This window comes from Desulfovibrio sp., assembly GCF_014803725.1.
In the GTDB taxonomy this organism is placed as follows: Bacteria; Desulfobacterota; Desulfovibrionia; order Desulfovibrionales; family Desulfovibrionaceae; genus Desulfovibrio.
On the sequence record NZ_JAAVBE010000030.1, the window covers coordinates 1,169 to 19,964 of the forward strand.

Below are 18,796 nucleotides of genomic sequence, written 5' to 3' on the forward strand. Positions count from 1 at the left end.
TGGNNGCAACGCCTNNNCNNNGNTGNNTGTTGGNNNTTTCAGGCNAGGNGGNGTCAGATCTCTNCGGGTTCACTTGTCAGNNCNCGCTNATCTCCAGCTTCCCCGTCCTGATGAACGTGTCNACCAGNCCGAANACNAGNTCGTTGCCGCANAAATTNCCCTGCGCGATGGCANCCTTATANNNGTCNAGCCGNGCCTCGAAGNCNCTGAGCGCGTCCGGCGTGAGGCTCGGGAGGTCGGCCTGCATGCCGTAGCCCAGGCGTTCNAGGTANAGGGCGTTGAAGCGNTGCTCCACCATGGCGCGGATGGGCAGGGAGAGGANGGGCTTGCCGAGNTAGAGCGCCTCGCTCATGAGNGTGTGNCCGCCGCCCTGCACCACATAGGCGCANGAGGCCAGNAGNTCGAGNAATTCCTCCTCGCTCTTGCGCTTGAAGATGACATTGCCCTCCTGCCCNTCCTCGCGCACATAGCCGTANACATAGCAGGTGCGCGNGGTGCCGGCGCGCAAAATGTCGATGAGCTTCCTGTGCGTGGAATTGCTCTGGTAGACGAGCACATGCCCNTCGTCGCGCGGCNTGAGNCCGAGCACGCGNTCGCGCAGGATGGGCGGCGCGATGCGCGTGGTCGCCGCNTACTGCGGCAANAGCGGCGGCGCATAAAAGGAAATGATNANNTTGGCGCTCGTGGGCCGNAAGAGCCAGCGCGGCGTCAGGCCCTGCACAAAGGCGTCCCAGCGCATGTTCAGCGGCAGNTCGTGNCGGCAGGAGGTGATGATGTGCTGATGGTCGAGGGTGAGGCAGGGGAGNNNNGCNCGCTCNGCCGCNCGGGGCACGAAATATTCGAGGTCCGTCATGCAGACATGCGGCCGGAAGTCGTCGATGAGCCGCAGGGCCTCNCCGATGTAGCGCTCGCGGTGGAGGAGCAGGGGCACGGCGCGGGCAATGGTGGCGCCCATGTCCACCTTGTAGTTNTTGAAGACCGTGCCCAGNTTGGGCAGGCGGTANACGCGGAACTCCGGCTCGAGCACNCGGGCCGCGTCGTCGTTGGCNACGAANAGGAACTCGTGCTCNGGCAGGCGGCGCGCCAGGGTCAGGCCGCGCATGGCGTGGCCGTGGCCAGTGCCGTGGATGCCGTAGAGGACGCGCGCCATGNTGTANNCGTGGTGGGNAGTTNGGAGCGGGAGCNGCAACTNTNGGGCGNGGNNGNGAANACNNCGCCCCGAAAGNAGCCGGGCGCCNNGGCGCCCGGCCTATATCTTTCNTCNCCCTAGAANGGCACCTCGTCCATGCCCGANGCCTCGGACGGGAAGGCNGGCCCCAAGTCATCGTCGTGCCGGTTCTGCCGGCCTTGNGGCGCATGCGGNGCGTTCCNGCCGCCCTGCTGGNCGCCGCCCTGGCGGTTGCCCTGCGGGCGCTGCCGCTGGCNGCCNCCNTCGCCCCAGTCATTGGGGGCGCCGTCNGGCGCCTGGCCGCGCTCGCCCTTGCGGTCNAGGAACTGGACGCGCTGGGCCTTGATCTCGGTGGTGTAGCGGTCCTGCCCGGACTGGTCCTGCCATTTGCGGGTCTGGAGGCTGCCCTCCACGTAGACGAGGCTGCCCTTGGCGAGATAGTTGGCGCAATTTTCCGCCTGGCGCTGGAAAACGGAAACGCGGTGCCACTCGGTGCGTTCCACCTTGTTGCCGTCCCTGTCCGTATAGGATTCGTCGGTCGCCACGTTGAGCGTGGCCACCGGGGAGCCGCTCTGGGTGTAGCGGAGTTCGGGGTCGCGGCCGAGACGGCCGATGAGCATGACCTTGTTCAGCATGTAAGGCTCCTGCGCGCGGGCTGCCCCGCGCCAAGCTGGCTAGGGTGAGGCGGAAGNGGGCGCCCCTACTCGGTGTAGGCGCGCTCCAGCGCGTCCAGCGCGTCTTCCAGGTCGTCGCTCAGGGCATTGGCCTTGCGGGCGTCCCAGTCGGCGAGCGCGGCCTCAAGNTCGGCCTTGAGGCGCGCGGCCTCGCGGATGCCCGGGCCCATGGCCTGCTTGCGCGCTTCCGACCATTTCATGAAGCGCAGGCCCTCGTCCAGCCGGCGCACNAGCTCGAGCACGCCGCGCCCCTCGCTCTTCACCGGCACGGTGCCGGCCAGCCTGACGAGCCGGGGCCAGTATTCCTCCACGAGTTCGTCGTTCCAGGTGACGGCCGTGACCCTGATTTGCAGCACTTTGCCCATGGTGGCCTCCCTTAGTCGGTTTCCTTCCATTCGGTCTGGACGCGCATGATGACATCCTGAATGGCCGGGAGCTGGTCGCGCGGGCACACGCCGATGAGCGGCGCGCCGGCGTCCATGTTTTCGTTATAGGTGAAATACACCGAGTAGATGACGCCCTCGGGGCCNGAATAGCGCAGGGGCGCCTCGCGCTTCATGCGCGACATGATGAGCAGTTCCATGCCGTCGCGCACGGCCACGGAATGCGCGTCCGAGGCGCGGATCTTCTTGTCCACCTCGGGGGTGAAATAATACTTGGCCCGCTCCGGCGCGCGGAAGAGGTGGAGCGCCTTGCGCAGGATGATGGCCTGCACTTCCTCGCGGGTGAGCTTGTGGCGCAACACGGCGAGCTCCGTGCCGGCCTCCACGAAGGCGCCCTCCAGCTCGTCGCGCACCGCCGAGATCTCGCCCTTTTCCGGCACGCAGATGGGCTTGGGGTTGCGCTCGCGCTCCAGCGTGGCCACGAGGGTGCCGGGCTTTTCCTTCCATTGGCCCTGGGGGCCGTGCACCTTGTCGCCGGGCTTGAGCCCGGCGAAGGTCACCTTGCCGGTATGCGGGGCCGCGATGACGATCTCCCGGTAGGGGGAGTCCTTGATGCCGTCGAGCAGCGCGGAAATGTCGATCATGCTTTTCCTGTGCGGGGCCGCGTCCTGNGCCCGCTAGCGGTAATAGAGGTTCCTGCCGCCGATGGTCATCAGGGCCTGCTTCAGGTTGGTGCGGATCTGCCGCCTGTCCCAGATGCCCTGGATGTGGCCGCGCGACAGGGCGCGGTAGGAGCGGTGGTACTTGGGCGGGATGTCCATGCCCGTGGTCTCCTTGATGACGCCGGGCCCGGCGAAGCCGATATTGGAGGAGCGCACGGCGAACTGGTAGGGCGAGCANCCGAGGAAGCTCGCCACCGGGCCGGCGAAGGAATTGGTGTCGTACAGCACCATGTAGAGGCCGCCGGACTCGATATAGCGGCGCACGGCCACGGTGCAGCGCGGCATCTGGATGACGCCGTGCGTGCCTTCCTGGATGCGGATGCCGGCCGTGCCGTGCACATAGGCGAGGAAGGGCTGGCGCTTCTTGGCGGCGCGCTCCGCGGCCTCCACGAACTTGAAGCCCTCGGCCGCGCCCACGGAGCCGCCCCGGAAGGTGCCCATGAGCATGGCCACGACCATCTTGATATTGTCGATGCGCGCCTCGAAGGTCATGCAGCCGCTCTTGGCGCCGGTCTTTTTCTGCGCCGCGGCGATGCGCTCGGCGAAGCCCGGGAAGTTCAGCGGGTTGCCGGCCTCGATCTCGCTGTTGAACTCAAACACCGAGCCCTCGTCGAACACGTTTTTCACATACCATTCCGGCTCCATGGGGAAGTGGTAGCCGCAATGGCTGCACACGCCGGCGAATTCGGCGAAAAGGTCGGGCCCCCAGAGGTCGAGGCAGCCGTAAGAGGCGCTGTTGGGGCAGGTGACGGCGCGGTCGATCTTGTAGCGCGGCGAGATGTAGTTCCACTTGTGGCGCCGGCCGTCGCCCGACCAGGCGGAAAGCGCGGTGAGCTCGCTCGCGGCGTCNTCCTTTTTGGCGCGCGGGCCGGTGATCTTGTGCAGCGGCGAGAAAAGGCGCCCCTTGAAGGTCTCCCACTCGTTGCCCACCTCTTCCATGAAGCCGCTGAGCTTGCGGCGGTGCTTGCGGTAAAAATCGTACTTGAAGGCCACCCAGGGCTTGCTCGCCCAGTCCCAGAAGGCCGTGGCCGTCTTGGTGAGGAAGGGGCGGCGGTCCATGGCGGCGTTGCGCGAGAGCCGGAGGAACTTCTGCTGGCGGCGTTCGCGCAGGCGCAGCTTGGCGGCCGGCGTGAGGCCCCAGCGCATGTGCATCTCGTCGAGATTGGCCTCGGGGTTGCGGCGCCGCGACAGCGCGAGCCCGCGGAACATGGGGAGCCTGCGCGTGGAGATGACCACCTCGTCCGTGGCGCGGAGCACCTCCTGCCGCAAATTGCGGAAAAACTCGAAGTGCCAGGGCCGCGCGCCCAGCGGCGGCTCCTGCACGATGCGGTCGATATAGCCGAAGCGCAAATTGTCTTCCGCCGTGATGTGCAGGTTTTCGGCGCAATGCTCGATGAGCTCGGGCGTGGCGCGCTCGCCGGCCTTGAGGCGCCCCTCGATGGCCGCGGCGCCCTCCGGCGAGATGACGGAATAGTAGCCGTGCGAGAGCATGAGCCGCTTGTCGGCGAGGCCGATGGCCTCGGCGCCGCCGGAGCCGCCCTCGGAGATGACGGCCACCACGGGCACGCGCAGGCCCGCCATGCCGTAGATGTTGCGNGCGATCTGCTGGGCCGCGCCGGGATAGTCCTCGATGGGGTAGGAGCCGGGCGTGAAGATGTAGGCGTGGATGGGGATGCCCTCGGTCTCGGCGACGCGCATGTATTGCAGNGCCTTGGCNTTGCCCCAGGGCTTCACNGAGCCGCCGTTGCGGAACTCGGCGCCGTGGCCCTTTTCCTGCCCGATGACGAGCACCGACTGCTGNTAGGTCTTCTTGCCGCGGCGGCGGATGATGACNGCNCGCGCGATGAGCATGCTCGGGTCGAGGCTGTGCTCGTCCTGGCCGCCCACCTCGGTGAAATTGTCNTAGACGTTTTCAAGGATGTCGCGCAGGCAGATGCGCTGCGGGTGGCGCACGATGCGNACCTTGTCCATGGGCGTGATCTCGTTGTCGAGGCGCCGCTCCACATACGAGAACAGGTCCTCNACGGTGGCGAGNTCGGCGTAGGGNTCCTCGAGGGAGCCNTCGGCCGCGCGCNTNGCGAAGCCGTCCAGCCGCTCGCGCAAAAGGTCNGCGTTGTCCGCGTGCTTGCCCGCGAAAATATCCTGCAGGTAGGCGAGCCTGTCGCGCAGGCTCTGGATGCGTTTTGCGATATTGTTGTCCATTTCGCCCTTTGCTCGCGNCCTCAGAAGCGGAGGATGCGCCCGGTNTTGGCCTTGAGGAAATTCACGTTGGACNTGAGCGGCTCGCCCGCGCCGTTGACGCCCTCGAGCTTNAGGGAATCGAGNAAGGCNAGNCCCCGCTCCTTGGCTTCGTCGATGTCCTTGCCCCAGATGATGGCGAGCGCCAGGTTGGGGTCAAATTCNGTNGGAATTTCGTAAGGNTGGTCGAGCGGCACATGGGTNAGCACGNTGAGCCAGGGCGCCGGCGTCCACGAGAAATGCTCGATGCGGCCCACCCAGGGGGTGAAGTTGTTGTCCGGGTCTTCGGCGATGAGNCGGTATTCCACGCCNACGCCCTCGGTGGCGATCTCCGCCTGGGTGTAGCCCAGNGGCTCGCCNAGGCCCGTGCGGATCTGCTCGGCGATGAGGTCNACGCCCTCCTCGCCGCGNACGCGCGCGATGCAGGCNGANACGCCGTTCTCCACCTGGATGCGNGTNTTCACCTCCATGAGGAAGGGNTCGCCCTTGCGNGTGACGATCCATTCCCAGGTGCCCACATTNTCGTAGCCCACCTTTTTCGCCATGGCGAGNGAATAATCCACGATGTCGGTGAGCACGCGGTTGGCGTCAAAGGTGTAGTGCAGGGTCTCNGGCGCGAAGCCCGGGGCCACCTCGATGCGCTTNTGNAGGCCCGTGGACTGGATGGAGCAGTTGCGCGTGCCGAAATGCACGGGGTTGCGGCCCGAGCGGTCGGAAACGATCTGCACTTCCAGATGGTTGAAATCCGTGATGCGCTGCTCGATGAGCACGCCCTCGTCCTTGAACTGGCGCAGGGCGTAGTTGCGGATGCGGCGGTAGACGGAGCGGAACTGGTCCGGGTCGTAGACCTCCTCGATNCCCATGCCGCCGCCGCCCGCCGANGCCTTGACGAGCACGAGCGGNCGCTGGATGCCCTGCGCCTCCTGNAANTCNAANACCGACTTGGCGATGCGCTCGGCCTCNAGCTCGTCATAGATGGGCCGGTCGGAGCCGGGCACCGTGGGCACGTTGAGGCTGCGCGCGAGGCGCTTGGTGTTGATCTTGTCGCCGAGCTCGCGGATGATCTTCCACGAGGGGCCGATGAAGATCATGGCNCGGTCGCGCTTGGTCACGCGGCGGGCGAAGCGGAAATCCTCGGCNAAGAAGCCGTAGCCGGGGTGGACGGCCGTNGCGCCNGCCTCGTCGGCCACGGCCATGAGCTCGTTGGCGTCATGGTAGGANGAGACGCGGAACAGGCTCTTCTCGCCGCCGATGCGNCGCGCCAGCTCCACATGGCCCGAGGCNTCGTCCTCNCCGGTATAGATGGCGGCAAAGCCCACGCCGAGCTTNCGGCAGGCCTGCATGATGCGCATGGCGATCTCGCCCCGGTTGGCCACGAGCACCTTGTGGCCCGAGAGGTCCGGGGCGGGGGCGGCCNNCGGTGCCGCTTTCTTCTTGCTGTCCTGGGCCTTGCTCACGCGATTCTCCCCAAAAGGCTCTNCGGTACGCGCCTTGCGGCGCGGGCTTGTGGGAAANGGCCTNCCGGCATATCCTGCGGCCGCNAGCCCTNGCGGGGCTTGCNCGCAGCGGCGCGGCGCCGTTTTCACCATCAAGGGATGATTCTATGCAAAATCCGCAAGAAGTCCAGNATGCCGTGGCCGGCTTGCGCTCGGCGCTCGAGGCCGGCGGCGCCGACCTTNCGCGGGCGCCCGTGGCGCTNGTGCTCGGCACGGGCCTTTCNGGNNTGGNNGAAACGCTNATGGCCGGGGCGGGCAGCGTGCGCGTGCCCTTTGCCGAGGTNCCGGGCATGCCGCGCCCNGGCGTGGATTCNCATGCCGGGGCCTTCGTGTGGGGGCGGCTTTCCGGCGTGCCNGTGCTNGCGCANCTNGGNCGCTGCCACCTCTATGANGGNCGCNCGCCNGCCGAAGTCTGCATGGGCGTGCGCGTNNTGGCCGGCCTCGGCGCCCGCGCGCTCGTCATCACCAACGCGGCCGGCGCGCTCGACCCNTTCTTNGNGGCCGGCTCCCTNATGTGCATCGCGGACATGATCAACCACACCGGCGTNTCGCCGCTCACNGGGCCCAACTGCGACGCCTTCGGCGAGCGCTTCCCGGACATGAGCGCGNNCTATGACCGGGAGTTCCGCAAGCTCGCGCAGGCCGCGGCGCTCAGGCTCGGCATCCGGCTGGAAGAGGGCGTCTANATCGGCGTCCACGGCCCGGAAATGGAGACCCCGGCGGANACGCGCATGTACCGNCAGTGGGGNGCCGACGCCGTGGGCATGAGCACGGTGCTCGAGGTNATCGCCGCGCGCCACATGGGCCTGCGCGTGCTCGGCATCTCCTGCCTCACCAACAAGAACCTGCCGGACTGCATGGCGCCNGCGCCGCTTGCCGAGGTCATNGCCGTGGCCGGGCGCGCCGGNNAGGCGCTGGGCCGNCTGCTTATGGANGTGCTGCCGGGCCTNGCCGAAGCCACGGCNCAGGGGCTCGCGGNTNAGGNGCCGCGGCGCCGGNGATTGCCAAAGCCCCGGCCCCGGGCTAGGATGNANGCGACCGCGCCGCCCCCCAAGGGNCGGCGAACCACTTGCCGGGATGCCTGCATGTTGACGCTGTTTCTGGCCGTTGGCGTGGCCGTGTTCGTGTCCTTTTTCTGTTCCCTCGCCGAAGCCGCGCTCTACGCGGTGCCGTGGTCGGCCATCGAGCGCCTGCGCAGCGAGGGCAAGACCGTGGGCAAGCTGCTCTACAGGATGCGCAGCGACGTGGACCGCCCCATCGCGGCCATNCTCACCCTCAACACCGTGGCCAACACCGCNGGCTCGGCCATCGCGGGCGCGGCCTTCCTCGCCGTGTTCGGNGCCTCGCACATGGCGCTCTTCGCCACCGGCTTCACCGTGGTCATCCTGGCCTTCGGCGAGATCGTGCCCAAGACGCTNGGCGTGGCCTATGCCACGCCNGTGGCCGCCATGCTNGCGCGGCCGCTCACNCTCATCATCCGGGTGCTTTCGCCGCTNNTNTGGCTCACCGGGCTCCTGACGCGGCTGCTCTCGCCGAANTCCGGCAAGCCGGAAGTGTCGGAAGACGACATCCGNGCCATGACCAGCCTCTCGCGCAAGGCCGGGCGCATCCAGGCCTATGAGGAGCACTTCGTCCGCAACGTGCTCTCGCTNGACCANAAGCGCGTCCACGAGATCATGACCCCGCGCACCGTGGTCTTTTCCCTGCCGGACGACCTCACCGTGGCCGAGGCCTACAAGGACCCGCGCATCTGGCACTTCAGCCGCATCCCGGTCTACGGCGAGGACAACGANGACCTCGTGGGCCTNGTGGAGCGGCGCACNCTCGGNCGCTGCTACGCCGAGGACAAGCTCGACCTTCCGCTCTCGGCCATCATGCGGCCGCTGCATTTCGTGCAGGAAAGCCAGACCCTTGACGTGCTNTTGCGCGAGCTTNTGAGCGAGCGCGTCCACCTNTTCGCCGTGCTNGACGAATATGGCGGCCTTGCCGGCGTGGTCTCGCTGGAGGACGTGCTGGANGAGATCCTGGGCAGCGAGATCATGGACGAAAGCGACAATGTGGCCGACCTGCGNGCNCTNGCNCGNGAGCGNCGCAAGGCCCTCACCCGCAAGGCNGCGTCGCNGNCCCGCGAATGAGCGCGGGCGNCTTGACANCCTCNNAGGAATGATTCCTGTATTGTCAGCAGGCGCAAAACCGNCTATACTTTTCCCACTCTATCGGCAGCCAAACAGCGGCGCCGCTCCCGCANNGGGCGCNGCGCCNGGACGGAGCACGCATGGCGCGCAAGAAAACCACACGCCTCTATNTCGCCGCCTTCCTNCTCTTTTTGGGCGGCGTGGGCTTTCTCGCCTATACCGGCTTTGCGGAGAACAGCGTCTACTTCCTCAATGTGGCCGAGGCCCGCGCGGCCNNGCAGGACAGGCTNACGGCNGCGCGCATCTTCGGCACCGTGGCGCAGGANGGCATCGAAAAGCCGGCGGACGCCATGGGCGTNAGCTTCCGCCTNGAGGACAAGGACGACGCGGCGGTCATCCTGCCCGTGGATTANCGCGGCGTGGTGCCGGANGCCTTCAAGCCCGGCGCGGAGGTCATCGTCGAGGGCGGCATGGGCAAGGACGGCCGCTTCTCNGCCAAGGTGCTCATGACCAAGTGCCCCTCCAAGTACCAGAAGGAAAACCGCACGAGCTAGGGGCCTTTTCCNGCCAAAATTCAAGGGGCTGCTTCCGNNTNNCGGAGGCAGCCCCTGATTTTTNNGCNNTCGCNCNGCNCTACTGCCGCGCCAGCATGAGCGTGAAGCGCTCCACNGGGGCNTANTCGTCGCGCAGGGGNTCGNCCGGNTCGATGGCGCCNNTGTAGCGGTGGGCCTCCATGGTNTCGTTCGCCAAGAGCGGCAGGGCGGCNTCNTCCCGCGCTTCNGGGAGCGCCACGAGCATGAGGTTCTGCACGCGCTCCGGGTGGCCCGGGTCGCCCACGCAATAGACGCGCACCTCGGNGAAGGCNTGCGAGAGCGCATGCCAGATNCCGCGGAANAGCCGNCCGTCNGGCCCNTCCACCGCCGAGATGACGTTCATGACGAGCGCCCCGCCCGGCGCCACGGCCCGGNGCAGNGCNTNGGCCGCNTCCACNGTGCCCATCTGGAAGGGCACGGAATAGTGGGAGTTGAACACNTCCACGAACACGAGGTCAAAGGCGTCNGTCTGGCGGTTGAGGAAGGCGCGGGCGTCCTCGTGGCGNACGGTGAGGCGNGGGTCNTCCTTCAGGCCGAACCAGCGGCGCGCGCTNNNGGTCATGGCCGGGTCGAGCTCNACCACGGTGAGGTCNAGGTCAGNNGCCAANGCCGCTCTTGCCCGAGAGCAGCCANTTGGGCACGGANTAGCCGCCCCCGCCGAGCATGAGCAGGCGCTTNGCCCCGGGCACGAGCCGCGGCCCNANGGCNTAATAGCGCGTATAGTCGAAATAGAGNTCGTCCGGCGCCTCCAGCAGCATGCCGGACTGGCTGTAGCCCGGGTCCGTGGCCATGAGNCGCACGGGCTTGCCGCCGCGGGCATAGTCCACGCCCTCCATGATGCGGATGCTGTTGTANGGGCTCTCCACNAGGCGCGTGCCCTTTTTNTCGGCCAGCCATTCGCCATAGAGGCTGTCCTGCCAGGCGAGGAAGAGGCANAGCAGGATGAGGAGNANGCGGCCCCAGGGGCGCTTGCGGCTGTTGGCGAGCGAGAGNAGGAGCATGGCNACGGCGAGNNCCCAGAGNATGAGNGTGCTNCCGAACCAGGANATGAGCACGAAGCCNCCCANGAAGGTGCCGAGGATGCTGCCGGCCGTGGAGAGCGCNTAGAGCCGGCCCACGGTGGCGCCNGCNGTNTCCACGCTGGCGATGCGCAGGCGGATGACATAGGGCGTGATCATGCCGAAGAAAAAGGCNGGCAGGGCNAAGGTGGCGACGGCCGCNGCCACGGCGGCGGCATAGAGGTTGCCNACGGCGCCGGTGATGCCGCTCCCGATGGCNGTNTGGCAAAAGGCCGTGATGCCGCAGCCGATGCCGGCNCCGGCNAGCGCCTGCCCGAGNCCGCGNCGGGAGAGCGACCTGTCGGCAAAGCGGCCCCCNGCCCAGGCGCCCAGCGCGAGGCAGGCCAGGATGACGCCGATGAGGCTTGTCCAGACGATGGCCGAGGTGCCCACATGCGGNGCGAGCACGCGNCCGCCCACCATTTCCAGCACCATGACGAGGGCGCCGCTCAAGAAGACCGTCAGTTCCAGCATAGGTTTCCGTTTTCCCCNCTACCGCCGNNCCGCGAAGCAGCCCCGCANGAGCGCCGNGCATTCTTCCGCACGGATGCCGCCCATNTGCCACACNGGNNTCGGNNNNGCCGGNCCGTCCAGATATTCNGCGCGCGACGTGACGGCGCCGGCNGCCTCGTCCGCNGCGCCATAGACNACGCCCGCNAGCCGCGCNTGNGCGATGGCCGCGGCGCACATGGCGCAGGGCTCCAGCGTCACCACGAGCACGCAGCCGGAAAGCCGCCAGTTGCCGAGCCTNGCGCAGGCCTCGCGGATGGCGAGCACTTCNGCATGCGCCGTGGGGTCGTGCCCGCGCTCCACGGCNTTNCCGGCCCGGGCGAGGATGCTCCCGTCNNCCGCCACGATGACNGCGCCCACCGGCACGTCGCCCTCNGCCCCGGCCTTGCGGGCCTCCTCAAGGGCCAGCTCCATGAGNNCNTCCCAGGNGCGCCCCNGNGGCGGCGCGGGCACGGGGCCGGCCGGCGCGAAGGCGCGCGGGCGCGGAAGCTGGGCCGCGTCCTCCCGCATGTTACAGGATGANNATCTTGCGCAGGTGGTTGACCACTTCCTCCGGCGTGTCGCAAATCGTGATGAGCTTGTCGATCTCNTCCTCGCTGATGAAGCCGCCNGCCACCATGCTCTTGCGCAGCCACTCGGAAAAGCCGCTCCAGAAGCGCGAATTGTAGAGGATGATGGGAAAGGGGCGGCTGCGGCCGGTCTGCGCCAGCACGAAGGCCTCGGAAAGCTCGTCGATGGTGCCCATGCCGCCGGGCATGACCACATAGGCCCGCGCATACTTCACGAACATGAACTTGCGGATGAAGAAATAGCGGAAGTTGCAGCGCGTGGTCACATAGCGGTTGCAGCCCTGCTCGTGCGGGAGCTTGATGTGCAGCCCCACGGACACCCCGCCGGCCTCCGTGGCGCCCTTGTTGGCCGCCTCCATGACGCCGGGGCCGCCGCCGGTGATGACGCCGTAGCCCGCCTGGGCGAGCAGGCCGGCGAGCTTTTCCGCATCCTGGTATTCCTGGCTCCCGGGCTTGCTGCGCGCTGAGCCGAAGATGGAGATGCAGTTGACCTTGAGGGAATTGAGCTCGTCGAGCGCGTTGACCATTTCCGCCATGATGCGGAAGGTGCGCCAGGATTCGGTGCCGGAGGCGGCGAGGTCATCCACGATGTTCTGTCGAAATTCAGGCATTCCTGTTCCTTGGGCCGGCCTTTGCGCCGGACACCCGCGGTGGCATCCGGCGCAGAGGCCGTATCGGTTGCGAAAAGGGCTTTCTAGTTGACGGTGATGAGCTCGTATTGCGGGTTGCCCATTTTGTGTTCGGCCATGGCCGAGAGCTGGCGCAGGCCGTGGCGGCTCTGGATGCGCTCGCGCAGGTCCGCGCCGTCGGCGCTGGCGAACACGAGGTCGCAGGCGGCCTGGTCGATGGCCAGAAGGTCGCTGGAGGCGAGGATGCCGATATCCTTGATGGTCGGATCATGGGCGCTTGTGCCCGCGCAGTCGCAGTCCACACTCATGTTGCGCAGCACATTGATATAGACGATGTGCTTGCCGAAGTGGTCGGCCACGGCCTTGGCGGAATCAGCCATGAGCTCCATGAGTTTTTCCTTGGCCGGCCATTGGCCCCAGTCGGCGGGCGGGGTGCCCTCCACGCCGTGCACCTGGCGCTTGCCCACCTGGCCCGAGGCGCAGCCGATGGCGATATTCTTCATGGAGCCGCCGAAACCGCCCATGGCGTGCCCCTTGAAGTGGGTGAGCACGATCATGGAGTCATAGTCCGTGATGCCTTTGCCCATGGCCACTTCCTTGAGGTGGAAGCCATCCTCGACGGGCAGGTTCACGTCGCCGTGCTCGTCCATGATGTCCACGGGGCAGAAGGTCCAGCCGTTGACCTTGAGGGTCTCGCGGTGCTTTTCGGTGGTGTGGCGGCCGCCCTCGTAGAGGGTGTTGGTCTCCACGATGGCGCTTTCGGGCACCTGCGCCTGGAAGGCCTTTACCATGTCGCGCGGCAGGATGTTGGGGCCGTTGGGTTCGCCCGTGTGGAGCTTGATGGCCACCTTGCCGTAGATGTTTTCATTGACGAGGTTGTAGAGCTTGATGAGGCTCGCCGCGTCGATGACCGGCGAGAAATAGACCTTGGCAGCCGAACCCTTGTGCGGCTGGCCGGTCACGTTGCGCGAGCCGATGACGGGAGCCTGGGCCGGCGCCGGGGCGGGGGCCTTGCCGGGCGCCTTGGCCTCCCCGGCGGCAAGCGCGGCGCCGGGCGCGAGGATGGCGGCCGCGGCCAGAAGGGCCGAGCCCTGGAGCATTTTGCGTCTGGAAACAGGCATATCGTTCATGGCAAACCTCCTGCCTGCGTCCCGTGCGGGACGGTTTCCGCCAAGTTTAGCGCGTCCGGCCGGCCTTTGTCCATGCCTTGCGCTTCAGGCCTCGACCCAGATGAGGCTCGCCTGGCGGCCGCTCCTCGGGTCATGCCGGTGGGAGAAGTAGTGCCCGGCATTGAGGCTCGTGCAGATGTCGAGCCCGAAGATCTGCCGCCGCGGCACGCCGGCGCTCTCAAGCTGGCTTGCCGTGAGGCCCCAGAGGTCCATGCAGCGGCTGTGCGCATCGAACCAGGGGCGGAAGGCGTGGCCCCATTCCCTGTCGAAATTGACGAATTCCGCGCGCGAGGGGCCGAGGCTCGGGCCGCGCACGGCGAAGATGTCCGCCGGGTCGAGGCCATAGGCGGCGCAGAAACGGGTGACGCCGCTCCACGGGAAGTCGCAGCGGTTGCCGCGCCAGCCCACGTGCAGGGCGGCGATGTGGCGGCCGCTGCGATGTGCCAGCAGCAGGGGCTGGCAATCGGCGGTCTTGATGAGCAGGCCCTTGCCCGGTGTTGAGCTGAGCATGCCGTCGGCCTCGGGCGAATCCTGCATACGGTAGGCGGCAAGGGCGGATGCCGCGGGCGCAAAAGGCTCTTCCACGAGCGCGTCGCCATGCACCTGGCGCACCTCGGCCCACGTCTCGAGCCCCCGGCGCCTGAGCGCGTCGAGCAGGGCCGCCCGCGCGGCCACAGTGGCGGCGGGGTCATCGCCGGCATTGAAGGAGATATTGCCGCCCGACCACGGCACAGGCGCGACGGCGCACGAAGCAAAGGGCGCGGCGGGCGCGCGGCCCTGAAAGGCGCACCATACCCGGGGCACGCCGGGAAAGCGGAACCAGCTCAGCGAGATATCCAGAAGAGTTCTCCTTCCGTACAGATGCCGTCCACCGGCCTGTCCCATGCGGCGCAGGGCACCTTGTCCACCACCTGAAAGCCGAAGCAGAAGCCGAGCGTGGGGCACTTCGCGCCTTCGCGGGCGCCCAGGGCCGCGAGAAAGCGGTCATAAAAACCGCCGCCATAACCCATGCGGCCGCCCCGGCGGTCAAAGGCGACACCCGGCACGAGCATGAGACGAGGCCGGAAGTCCGCGTCTTCAGGGCCTGCGCCGGGGAGCTCCGGGCGCGGCTCCAGAAGGCCGAAGGCGCCGGGGCCAAGGTCTTCGGGGCCAGCGCAGCGTACAAATTCCATGCGGCCCCGGCTGCCCCGAAGCACCCGTGGCAGCCACACCTCGCGGCCGCCGGCCCAGGCCTCACGCAGCAAAAGGCCGGTCGCCATCTCGTCGCGCACGCCCGCATACAGTGCCATGCTCCCGGCATCCCGCCAGCAGGGCGCGGCCAGCAGGCGCTCCTGCGCGGCGCGGGAACGGCGTGCCGCGAGCTTTGGGGCCTGGGCGCGCCGGCGTTCGAGCAGGCTGCGGCGCAGTTCCTCCCGGTTCGGGGCGCAGCCGGCGTGGCGAGAGGGTGCCGCGGGCATGGCCTTTCCTTCCGTCAGGAGTTGTGGCACAGTGGAACAAGAGCGGCAAAAGGCCGGCGGCCAGTGATGCGCCGGCGCCGCTCCATCCTTATCAGCATAGCAAAGGACAGCATCCATGCCAAGCACGGAAGGCTCCCACAGTCCGCAGATGCAGGGCGCCGCCCCTTCCGGGGAGGAAGGGCGCAAGGACTATCTCTGGGTCGTCGTGGGCGACATCCATGACGCGCCGGAGAATTTCGCCGAGATCCCCGAACTCGCGCAGGCCGATGGCGTCATCGTCACCGGCGACCTCACCGTCACCGGCGGGGTGCGCCAGGCCGAGGCCGTCATGAAGGCCCTTTCCGCGCCCGGGCTGCCCGTCCTCGCGCAGATCGGCAACATGGACCGGCCCGAGGTGGACGTGTGGCTCAGTGAACAGGGCTGCAACCTGCACACGCGGGTGCGCGAGCTCGCGCCGGGCATCGCCGTCTTCGGGGTGGGGGCCTCCACCTTTACGCCCTTCGGCACGCCCAGCGAATTTCCCGAATCGGCCTTCGCCGCGTGGCTTGAGACCGCCTGGCGCACGGCCCGCACCTTCCCGCACACCGTGCTCATCTCGCACAATCCGCCCAAGGACACGGCCTGTGATGTCATCCCCGGCGACGTGCACGTGGGCTCCACCGCGGTGCGCGAATTCGTGGAGGAGGCCCAGCCGGACATGTGCCTGTGCGGGCATATCCACGAGGCCCGCGCCGTGGACCGCATCGGGCGCACCATCATCGCCAATCCCGGGGCGCTGGCCCAGGGCGGCTACCTCGTGCTCCGCTCCAACGACGGGCGCCTCTCCGTGGAGCTGCGCGTGCTGGAGGGCAAGGCATGATCGACTGGTCGCGCAAGCGCTGCGTGGTGCTGGACATGGACGGCACCGTCTACCTCGGGCACATCCCCATCCCCGGCGCCGTGGACTTCATCCGCCGGCACTGGGACGACCTCGACTTTTACTTTTTGAGCAACAATACCTCCAAGTCGCCGCAGACCTATGTGGACAAGCTCAACGGCATGGGCATCCCGGCGCGGCTCGAACTCTTGCTCTCGCCCGTGACGCCGCTGGTGGACTTTTTGCGGAAAAACGGCATCACGCGCGCCTATGCGGTGGGCAACCGGGACTTTCAGCGCGACCTTTTGGGCCGCATGCCCGAGCTCACCCTGGGCGAGGAGGGGGCAGAGGCCGTCATCCTGGCCTACGACACCGAGCTCACCTACGAAAAACTCGCGCGCTCGGTGCTTTTGCTGCAAAAGCCGGAAGTGCTCTTCCTGGCGACGCACCCCGATCTCGTCTGCCCCTCGCCCGAGGGGCCGCTCCCGGACGTGGGCAGCATGATCGAGCTCTACGCCACGGCCACCGGGCGGCGGCCGCAGCACATCTTCGGCAAGCCCGACCCGGCAGTGCTGGCGCCCTTGCTTGCGCGCTATGCCAAAAAAGACATGATCATGGTGGGCGACCGCCTCTCCACGGACAAGAAGCTCGCCGAAAACGCGGGCATCGACTTCGCCCTGGTGCTCAGCGGCGAGGCCACGCGCGAGGACCTGGCCCGTGAGGAACGCCAGCCCACGGTGGTGCTTGAGGACCTTGGCCACGCGCAGTGGGGACGCCCTGCCTGAACCCGGCCGCCATTCTCTAGGGGAGTTTCGGAAGTGCCGCGGTCAGTTTTCCCTGCTCCAGAGCACACACGAGGAACCATCTGCGGGTGGTTCCTTTTGTTCCTGGCATCTCGTGAGGCATCCCTCGCGGGCTGGACTGAAGCGGAATTTGTGGCTATCAAGAAGATGAGACGTGAATGAAGAAAGAGCTTTTGGGATATTTGGCCGGGCTGTGCCAGGCTGCATCGGCGGCCCTCATGGTATCTGCGGTCATCATGCCGGATGTTCGAGCGGAATCGATCGCCGGCTGCACCGTTGTCGCCATTCTGGGGGCGGTCGCTGCGGCACTTAAATCGAAAGGAGACAGGTCATGACAAGCGTTTGGCTCTACATTATCGGTCTGGGCATTGCCATATTCGCTGTCTATAAATTTGTTCCCGGCGGGAAATAACACCTCACGGCTGAATACAAACCTCAAAAAGGCCCCGGGCAACCGGGGCCTTTTTGCATGAAGAAAACCTCCCGTCAGCGGGAGGTTTTCTTCATGCAAAAAGGGGAGCCTTGCGGCTCCCCTTTCGGATGCGTTGCGGATTCTTTCAGGCTTGATGCCTAGAAGGAATACACGAAGCTGGCGTTGATGTTCCAGGCGTCCTTGGTCTGCGGGATGGACTTGCCTTCCTTGTGGCGGGCGCCCCACGCGGACTTGCTGGTGTCGAGCCAGAGGGCGATGTAGTCGGCTTCAAGAGAGATCGTGAAGTTGTCGTACATCTTGTAGTAGTTGGACAGGCCGAATTCCAGCGCGCTGTCGCCGGTGGTCAGGTACAGGGCGTCATGGCCGCCGCTCCAGCCTTCAAAGCCGCCGAGATCGTCGCCGTTGGCCCACAGGCCGGCCTTGGACATCTTCTTGGCCATGGTGGTGCTGTTGGTGCCGCCGATGTAGTTGACGCGGAAGGTGTGCTTCAGGTCTTCGATGAAGCTCATGTCCTTCAAGCGGGCGCCGATGCCCCAGGTGCCGGCCATGCTGTGGCCGACCACGGCGTCGCGGGCGATGTAGGGATCGCCGTCGAACGCGAAGTTGGAGTACTTGTTGGTGTTGTTGCCGTCCATGGTGGGCATGCGCTCGGAGCCGTTGGCCGGGTTGCTGTCGTCACCGGAGGCATACCAGCCGTAGATGCCGGGAATGGCCCAGTCGAGCTTGTACTCGGCGAGCAGGGTGGCGAACCAGCCCTGGCGGTTCAGGCGGCCGTCGTCTTCCCAGGTCACGGAGCCGTACTCGAAGTCGAAGGCCACGCGGAAGGGATCCCAGATGGTGATGTCAGCGGAGACACCGCCCCACCAGGCGTTGGCGTAGGAGCTCAGGTTGCGGCCACCAACGGCACGGCCATTGGCGTTGCTGAAGTCACGATGACGCGCGCCGCCCACCGGGAAGAGGCCGGAGTTGATGAAGCCGTTGCCGGCCCCCATGTTGGCGAGGTTGCCATACCAGTCGTTCGTGTAGGTCTGCGGCAAGAGCTTGCCGTCCGCGTCGCGCTTCTCAGCATCCTTTTGGCTCAGGCGGAACGTGTTGGGGCCGATGCCGGCATACATGCCCCAGGGGGTCACTTTCGCGCCGTCAAAGGACAGCGGAACGAGCAGGCCAACGGCGTCCATGTTGTCCATGTAGTTGGCGCGCCAGTTCTTGTGGCCGTTGGCGTCGTTGAAGCCGGTGAAGTTGTCGTTGTAGGGGCGGGCCCAGAAGGCGGTGACGCCGGCCATTTCGTTGATCTGGTAGCTGGCCACGACGCCGGCCACGTCGTCGTTAAGCACGGAGTTGCCGGAGGCGTAGGCGGGCGTGGTGATGTTCTGGATACCCATGCGGACCTTGAGGTCGGTCTCGGGGGCCATCCAGTCGATGTAGGCCTGCTTCAGCTCGACGATCTTGCCGTCAGCGCCGAGGGCGCCGCCGCTGGAGTTCTGGCCCCAGATGGAGTCGCCGATTTCAAAGTACACCGTGCCGGAGAGGGACTCGGAGGCAACGGCGTCCAACTGCAGGCGGACGCGCTGGCGGGCTTCGAAGTCGTCTTGCTTGCCGTCGCCCCAGCCGGTCTTCTTGTGGCCGTTTTCCTTGCCCACGAAGGTGCCGTTCTGGCCGTAGTCGAACGACATGATCCACTGACCCTTGGCCTTGAAGTCGATGGCGCTGGCGCCAGTGGCGGCACCGAACACCAGACCGGCCGCCAACAGAAGCGTGGCGATCTTTTTCATGGTTGAACCTTCCTTTTTTTGCCGCCCCGAAATGGGGAGGCCAATTACTGAACCCCCGGGGATTCCCATTTCCCCGTGAGCGCAAAATAAGCAATCCCCCCGAAGGATGCAAGCGTTTTCGTGCAAAAATT

18 protein-coding genes and 2 pseudogenes are annotated in these 18,796 nt (G+C 66.9%); 6 read left to right on the plus strand and 14 right to left on the minus strand.

Going from position 1 to position 18,796, the window contains the following annotated elements:
- Nucleotides 1-76: 76 nt before the first annotated feature.
- The 6 genes from HDR50_RS10990 to HDR50_RS11015 form a co-directional block, all read right to left on the minus strand.
- On the minus strand, nt 77-1,150 hold the full coding sequence (locus HDR50_RS10990; protein ID WP_291358210.1) for a glycosyltransferase family protein: 1,074 nt from the start codon (nt 1,148-1,150) through the stop codon (nt 77-79).
- A gap of 116 nt (nt 1,151-1,266) precedes the next feature.
- Entirely contained in the window at nt 1,267-1,803 is a 537-nt protein-coding gene (locus HDR50_RS10995; protein WP_291358212.1) for a single-stranded DNA-binding protein, read from the minus strand.
- Nucleotides 1,804-1,868: 65 nt separating this feature from the next.
- Nucleotides 1,869-2,207 carry a hypothetical protein gene (locus HDR50_RS11000; RefSeq protein WP_291358214.1) on the minus strand — a complete coding sequence of 113 codons (339 nt, stop codon included), beginning with the start codon at nt 2,205-2,207 and terminating at the stop codon, nt 1,869-1,871.
- 11 nt (nt 2,208-2,218) lie between these two features.
- Nucleotides 2,219-2,869, minus strand: a complete 651-nt coding sequence (locus tag HDR50_RS11005; protein WP_291358215.1) for a biotin attachment protein — start codon at nt 2,867-2,869, stop codon at nt 2,219-2,221.
- A gap of 33 nt (nt 2,870-2,902) precedes the next feature.
- Entirely contained in the window at nt 2,903-5,149 is a 2,247-nt protein-coding gene (locus HDR50_RS11010) for an acetyl-CoA carboxylase carboxyl transferase subunit alpha/beta (protein ID WP_291358216.1), read from the minus strand.
- A 20-nt stretch (nt 5,150-5,169) separates the two neighbouring features.
- Entirely contained in the window at nt 5,170-6,567 is a 1,398-nt protein-coding gene (locus HDR50_RS11015; RefSeq protein WP_291358255.1) for a biotin carboxylase N-terminal domain-containing protein, read from the minus strand.
- A 221-nt stretch (nt 6,568-6,788) separates the two neighbouring features.
- On the opposite strand from HDR50_RS11015, the pseudogene HDR50_RS11020 reads away from it, so the two are divergent.
- The 3 genes and pseudogenes from HDR50_RS11020 to HDR50_RS11030 form a co-directional block, all read left to right on the plus strand.
- Nucleotides 6,789-7,630: pseudogene (locus HDR50_RS11020) on the plus strand (purine-nucleoside phosphorylase); the annotation flags it as partial.
- Between the two features lie 136 nt (nt 7,631-7,766).
- Nucleotides 7,767-8,816: a hemolysin family protein gene (locus HDR50_RS11025; protein WP_291358256.1), complete on the plus strand. Its 1,050-nt coding sequence runs from the start codon at nt 7,767-7,769 to the stop codon at nt 8,814-8,816.
- A gap of 140 nt (nt 8,817-8,956) precedes the next feature.
- A complete protein-coding gene (locus HDR50_RS11030; RefSeq protein ID WP_291358217.1) occupies nt 8,957-9,370 on the plus strand; it encodes a cytochrome c maturation protein CcmE in 414 nt (137 codons plus the stop codon).
- 79 nt (nt 9,371-9,449) lie between these two features.
- Here HDR50_RS11030 and HDR50_RS11035 read toward each other — a convergent pair.
- From HDR50_RS11035 to HDR50_RS11065, 7 genes and pseudogenes are all read right to left on the minus strand, one after another.
- Nucleotides 9,450-10,016: pseudogene (locus HDR50_RS11035) on the minus strand (fused MFS/spermidine synthase).
- Nucleotides 10,006-10,941, minus strand: coding sequence for a fused MFS/spermidine synthase (locus HDR50_RS11040; protein ID WP_291358219.1), 936 nt, complete (start codon nt 10,939-10,941; stop codon nt 10,006-10,008). The pseudogene HDR50_RS11035 and the gene HDR50_RS11040 overlap by 11 nt, the downstream one beginning before the upstream one ends.
- Before the next feature lie 18 nt (nt 10,942-10,959).
- Nucleotides 10,960-11,391 carry a nucleoside deaminase gene (locus tag HDR50_RS11045; RefSeq protein WP_291358221.1) on the minus strand — a complete coding sequence of 144 codons (432 nt, stop codon included), beginning with the start codon at nt 11,389-11,391 and terminating at the stop codon, nt 10,960-10,962.
- Nucleotides 11,392-11,488: 97 nt separating this feature from the next.
- Nucleotides 11,489-12,157: a TIGR00730 family Rossman fold protein gene (locus tag HDR50_RS11050; RefSeq protein ID WP_291358223.1), complete on the minus strand. Its 669-nt coding sequence runs from the start codon at nt 12,155-12,157 to the stop codon at nt 11,489-11,491.
- An 83-nt stretch (nt 12,158-12,240) separates the two neighbouring features.
- Entirely contained in the window at nt 12,241-13,305 is a 1,065-nt protein-coding gene (locus HDR50_RS11055; protein ID WP_291358224.1) for a DUF362 domain-containing protein, read from the minus strand.
- An 84-nt stretch (nt 13,306-13,389) separates the two neighbouring features.
- A complete protein-coding gene (locus HDR50_RS11060; RefSeq protein ID WP_291358225.1) occupies nt 13,390-14,229 on the minus strand; it encodes a polyphenol oxidase family protein in 840 nt (279 codons plus the stop codon).
- Nucleotides 14,169-14,801: a 5-formyltetrahydrofolate cyclo-ligase gene (locus HDR50_RS11065; RefSeq protein ID WP_291358227.1), complete on the minus strand. Its 633-nt coding sequence runs from the start codon at nt 14,799-14,801 to the stop codon at nt 14,169-14,171. The genes HDR50_RS11060 and HDR50_RS11065 overlap by 61 nt, the downstream gene beginning before the upstream one ends.
- 148 nt (nt 14,802-14,949) lie before the next feature.
- Between HDR50_RS11065 and HDR50_RS11070 the strand changes: the two genes are divergently transcribed.
- From HDR50_RS11070 to HDR50_RS11080, 3 genes are all read left to right on the plus strand, one after another.
- Nucleotides 14,950-15,660, plus strand: coding sequence for a metallophosphoesterase (locus HDR50_RS11070; protein WP_291358259.1), 711 nt, complete (start codon nt 14,950-14,952; stop codon nt 15,658-15,660).
- Nucleotides 15,660-16,442: an HAD-IIA family hydrolase gene (locus tag HDR50_RS11075; protein WP_291358260.1), complete on the plus strand. Its 783-nt coding sequence runs from the start codon at nt 15,660-15,662 to the stop codon at nt 16,440-16,442. The genes HDR50_RS11070 and HDR50_RS11075 overlap by 1 nt, the downstream gene beginning before the upstream one ends.
- Before the next feature lie 176 nt (nt 16,443-16,618).
- A complete protein-coding gene (locus tag HDR50_RS11080; RefSeq protein ID WP_291358228.1) occupies nt 16,619-16,795 on the plus strand; it encodes a hypothetical protein in 177 nt (58 codons plus the stop codon).
- A 235-nt stretch (nt 16,796-17,030) separates the two neighbouring features.
- Here HDR50_RS11080 and HDR50_RS11085 read toward each other — a convergent pair whose 3' ends face one another.
- Nucleotides 17,031-18,665: an outer membrane homotrimeric porin gene (locus tag HDR50_RS11085; protein ID WP_291358230.1), complete on the minus strand. Its 1,635-nt coding sequence runs from the start codon at nt 18,663-18,665 to the stop codon at nt 17,031-17,033.
- Nucleotides 18,666-18,796: the final 131 nt, after the last annotated feature.